Here is a 5,270-nt window from a genome sequence, read left to right as displayed (position 1 = left end):
CCAACGCTCACCAGAGATTCCAATAAAAAACCCATCAAACTGCAGCAATTCCGAAGATAAGTAAAGCATTTTCCACAGAGAGCACTAAAACTCTCTAAAAATAGCATTATAGTCTACAAGCAAACGGAAAATCCTAATCGATCTAGTGTAAAACCTAAATGCATGATAGGTGGCACGGCTAGCCTTAGCCACTTTCTTGTTTATTACACTTTTTTTAGGTCGTCACTTCAGCAATAAAATTACTATCAAGGTGTTTATCAAAAAATTGGCACATAAAAACCCCTTCTCCAAATTTTGGTGAAGGGGTTTTATTTGGGCTTGATGAACATACAACACGCTCCTAAAATGAAGTGAACATATACAAAACAATGACTGAAACACTTGAACCTATTACTCCAAACAGTAAATCGACAACATTTAAATCAAATATTTTATCAAAATTCAAAAAAACACATCCTCTCACAATTTTTCCCTGCACAAAGGGTAAGAGTAACTGCGATCTCAAATAATTGAATGAGTATAACAAAATTTACTTACTCTTCGGAGAGATAGACTTTGCCAGTCAATTGCTATCGTAGGAAACAAGATAGTTTATAATATGTTCGTTTATTCCTTTGATAGGTTACATAAAGTATTGGTTTTTAAAAATATTTTTATTCATTTTTTACCGATAATTTAATTTTGCCCGACTTTATATATTCAAAATTCAATTTTACAAGTCTAAAAGGACTTAAAATTTAATTTTGCTTGAAAATATTTCAATTTTTTCCATGGAGATTTACAATTATAGAAAGCTATTACATCCTTGTTGGGAAAAGGAGAAATAGAGGAAGATGGATTTCATACATAGCAAAGCGGTAGTACGACTCATTCCTACACCACACCGTCAAGCAGTGTTGCCTTTAGGCGAATACATCCATTCAACCTGTTTAGGTGGGGGCCTAAATCTTTATTAAATACTACGGCAAAATGGAAGTTAAAAAGGGTACTTTCATTTTTTCGTCAGAAAGGAGCAGCGGGTGCCATGCATTTTGTAGCTTAAAAATTGCTTGGCACCTCAAATTATTTTTAAAGGAAGTAAATCTTTCATAAATGTGTTTATGTAAAATACCCAATCCGAGTCTTATTCAGTTGTACTGGTATTATAAATTATCAACTTCCTGCACTATACCCACGCAAAAAAACCTTCTAATCTGAGGGCAGTGTAAAAGTCCTCAAAAAGATTTCATGGCGAGTAAGTGAACGACAAATTGTTCACTTACTTTTATATGGAACTTGTTGATTTCCGTTCCAGGCGGACGCGTTCCGCCGGCATGGCTTCAGCCGCTTCCCTCGCTACGCTCAGTCCAGGGTCTTCAGCTCATGCTATTTCGGCTGGAGTCGCCGCCTTCCACTACAATTAACTAGTGTATGTCTACATCAAAAAATATCTTTGTTGAACTATACTAAAATAAAGTTAATGGAGTGGTGCTCCTCGTGATTTCAAACCAAGAAACCTTCATCTAAAGTGTACATGGCGATTTATGATCTAGTCATTTTTCCTTTATTCTAGAGGACTTAAAAACAAAATACTGTATAGATAACTGTCGAAATGCGATTCCGCCTATCCGTATGTTCAAGTACCTATTATTAAAAGCCATTCACGACGTATCAATGTGGACTTAGTGGAACGTTCCAAATACGATATATCCTTTAAATACTTCTTGGTTATGGCGCCAGAAGATGACGTCATCGGTCCAAGTTCACTGACAAAATTCCGTCGAATGCGTCTAAAAGATCTCGGTATATTAGATATGTTAATTGTGAAAACCGTTTAATGGCTTCTCGCGGGAGGCATCCACAAAGCGCCGACGCGAGTAATATAGGGAATACTTAATCCTTTCTTTACTAGTGGACTTTTCTAAAAAATAACAAAGTATATAAAATTGATGTGCCAAGAACCCAGTGATCATGATTTTTTTAGTATATGAAGACTGACATGCTAAAACAGAATGTTCCTCTTGAATTTCAGTAAAAGTGAATTTTGTTCATTGATATATTCTTGTTTATTAAACTTAGGATTACACATAAAAAATCGTCCTATCTAAATATAGATGTAGGTATTTTCATTTTAAAAGATATGACCACTTATTTATTTATTGTTAAAACTATATTGTTATAACTGTTGATTTTAAAAGGAGAATGATTGTAGTGAAAGGCGGCGACTCCAGTGGAATCAGCGTGTCCAGGTAAGACCCCACAGGAGCTTGCGACGAGGAGGCTTCCGGACCGCCCACGGAAAGCGTCCGCCTGTAACGGAAATCACCTATACTAGTCCATAAGCTAATAACTTATAAATTGACTAAATCACCTATACTAATCCGAAAACTAATAAAACATAAATTGATTTCTTCAACGCTGTCTCTCATCTAGTGTTATCTATCCACATAAGAATATTTTTCATAGTCAATCTGACTCCCCTATAGAACCTTTAAACTACCTTTAAAAAACTTATTTACCATTTTTATTAGAACTATACCCTTTGGACGTTACAAATGATGTCGATATTTGGTAGAGTTATAGAAAGAATAATAGATTGGTAGTTAAGGAAAGGAAATTCGGCATATGTTTTTTGATTTTCGGTTTTGGCGATATTTTGCAAATCAGCATGAATTACTAAATAATCTTGGTACTACCACAATGCGAGGCTTTAAAAAACGTGTGTGGATGGTGGGCTTTATTGGCTTACTCTTGTTTGTAACACAAGAAATGTGGGGAATGAACACACAACACATCACATCAATCTTCTCAGTAGGAGGAAAAGACCCGTATGTCATTGCTCGTCTCACATCACTTATTGGCATCATGTTGTGGGCAGTCATTTACATGGCATTCCACTTTTTTGGTATAGCATTTCTATTAAATCGCATTACAGGCATCACATTATCAAAACTAGCGGTTTTACAACTTTTCGTAGTAGGAATTCTCCTACTCGAAAAAGCATTACTATTCATCATCTTTATGATGTTAGGCGTAACCACACCAGTGTCCCTATTTTCATTCGGTCCACTTGCAGCAACCTTCATGGAGTACCCATTTATGGTCTACTTCTTTAATCAATTAACAATATTCACAGCACTTATCATTGCATTTCAAATTCGCTTTATCCGTGCATTTACTGAAATTAAACCAGTTTTATTGTTCTTTATCATCATAGGAATAAACTTAATCATGGCACTAATCACAGCAACCGTAGGTCTACTTCCACTCGAAGAATGGTTTTTCCGAGTAATAGAAGGGGGTGCCTTAAATGAATAAATGGGTAACAATTGGTATAGCCATTGTCATTTCAGCATTTCTTGCAACGAACGCCATCCTGTTATTTAGCGATAAAAGCATTATTTCAAAAAGGGTTTACACAAATGACTATGAAATGGTAGCGACAGCTGACTATGAAGAAAAGCTACCAAAAGAATCTCTCGTTGCACCGCTTAGTGTTTCAACAGTCTACGTGGAGAGTGAAGATGCCATTAAGGACTGGTTAGTGAAAGAAGGAGACGTTGTAACGGCTGGGCAAGAACTGGCAACACTCAACACATCAACAGCCGACCAGCAACGCAACCTATGGGAATCAGAGCTTGAAGCACTAGAGAGTCAGTTAACTGAAACGAATAGAACGATTAGTTCATTGAGATCTGACCGTGCAAACGCAGATAACTCAAACAATTCAAACGAAAACGTTACAGATAATGTAAATGAAGATATCGAAGAACAGACAGTAAACGTCGACATTAATGTCAATGTTGGGCTTGACGTTGAAGTACAACAAGATGGATTCTATGCACTAGCCATTTCGCAAGCCGAACAAAAACAGTCAGAAATCAATCAACAGATAGCAGTCGTAGAAGCACAACTTGCTCAAGAAGGCACAGTTGCAATTCTTAGCCCAGTAGAAGGGTTCGTGTCTGCGATTAGGGATGAAAATGATCGTCTAGCTATTGAAATTTATAGCACAGAAAGAATCGTCGTCACATATGCGACAGATGAACAATGGCAAGTCGTCCAAGTGAACGATCGTGTCCGCATACAGGCTGACGGGAAAGATCAATCCATTGAAGGCGTTGTCACAAGTATATCCCAGGTTCCGGCAACCACTTCTGATTTTCTAACAGCATATAAGGCGTTAGATCCAAAGGAAAGCATAAACCCGCTGGCATACTATGAAGTTCGTATCCAACCAAACGAATCTATCGATCAGCTACCATTTGGCAACAATACAAATGCGATGGTGATAGTTAATGAAGCACAACAAGCCGTTTCAGTAAGAACTGCATGGTTATACAATCGCGCTGAGCAATCTGCCGTGGCATATATGCTTAATCCACAAGGCCATGCTGTGAAAACTCCTGTAACGATAGGGTTTGACTGGAAAATGCGTTCGATCATAAGCAATGGGATTGAGTCCGAATCCATTATCATTGACGAGCCAAAAATTCACGACTACCGTTATGCACCGGCCATATTCATGCCAATGCCAATGGAAACCCCTACTTGGAAGTCTATAAAAGAAACTGATTGGAAAGTCTATGTTAAACATTTATTGTTTTAGACCCTTTTGGGTGGACGAAAGAATAGATGCTAATTTCATAAAAACAAGCAGCCGAAGATACAATTTCGGCTGCTTTTTAGCATCTATTAGAGTTTGACCAAATATATAATGCGTATAAATATTTCTGAATATTTTTATAAATTGTACGGTGTAAAAAATCATACACTCTTGTATTGTGTACATATATTGTACTTATTATTATTTCGTGATATTACAGACTTAGTATTTGTTAACGGTGAAGTCATTGATTAAGATCGTAATTCTATCCTCATAGAATAATGGGAAATGGCAGTGGCCAAATAGGGCGACGAGGCGGAAGTCCCCAAATAGGTGGATAAAACCAATAAGGTGGAAATGGTGGATACGGCGGATACGGCGGATAAAAATAAGGTGGCGGATAGATATAAGGTCTACGATATATCCGTGGTGGCATTTTCAACAACTCCAATATTTTATTTTATAATTAGAATATGCATTTTTCAAAAGTTATTATAGGTAAGCCTTTGAGTCTATTTCACAATAAAAAAATCTAGGCATAAAATCCGAACAAAGTTGATTTCCGCTCCATGCGGACGCTTTCCGTGGGGCATGGCTTCAATCTCCTCGGGCCAACAGGATGTTGGTCACGAAGACGTTGACTCGCGACGTGGCGTTCTTAGCCTTCGTTCCTTAGTGTTCCTGC

At 37.4% G+C, this 5,270-nt stretch carries 2 protein-coding genes and 1 pseudogene; all 3 read left to right on the top strand.

Annotation, left to right across the window (positions count from 1 at the left end; all coding sequences use genetic code 11):
* Positions 1-1,536 precede the first annotated feature (1,536 nt).
* A pseudogene (locus B371_RS22635) lies at positions 1,537-1,814 on the top strand (transposase); the annotation flags it as partial.
* A 790-nt stretch (positions 1,815-2,604) separates the two neighbouring features.
* Positions 2,605-3,297 (top strand): hypothetical protein, encoded by a 693-nt coding sequence (locus B371_RS0101720; RefSeq protein WP_019412595.1) that lies wholly within the window; start codon positions 2,605-2,607, stop codon positions 3,295-3,297.
* Entirely contained in the window at positions 3,290-4,588 is a 1,299-nt protein-coding gene (locus B371_RS0101715; protein ID WP_019412594.1) for an efflux RND transporter periplasmic adaptor subunit, read from the top strand. The genes B371_RS0101720 and B371_RS0101715 overlap by 8 nt, the downstream gene beginning before the upstream one ends.
* Positions 4,589-5,270: the final 682 nt, after the last annotated feature.

Origin of the sequence: Paenisporosarcina sp. TG20, assembly GCF_000286315.1 — a bacterium.
Lineage (GTDB): Bacteria > Bacillota > Bacilli > Bacillales_A > Planococcaceae > Paenisporosarcina.
The sequence above is the reverse complement of the archived record's forward strand: the minus strand, read 5'-3'. Positions and strand labels throughout refer to the sequence as shown.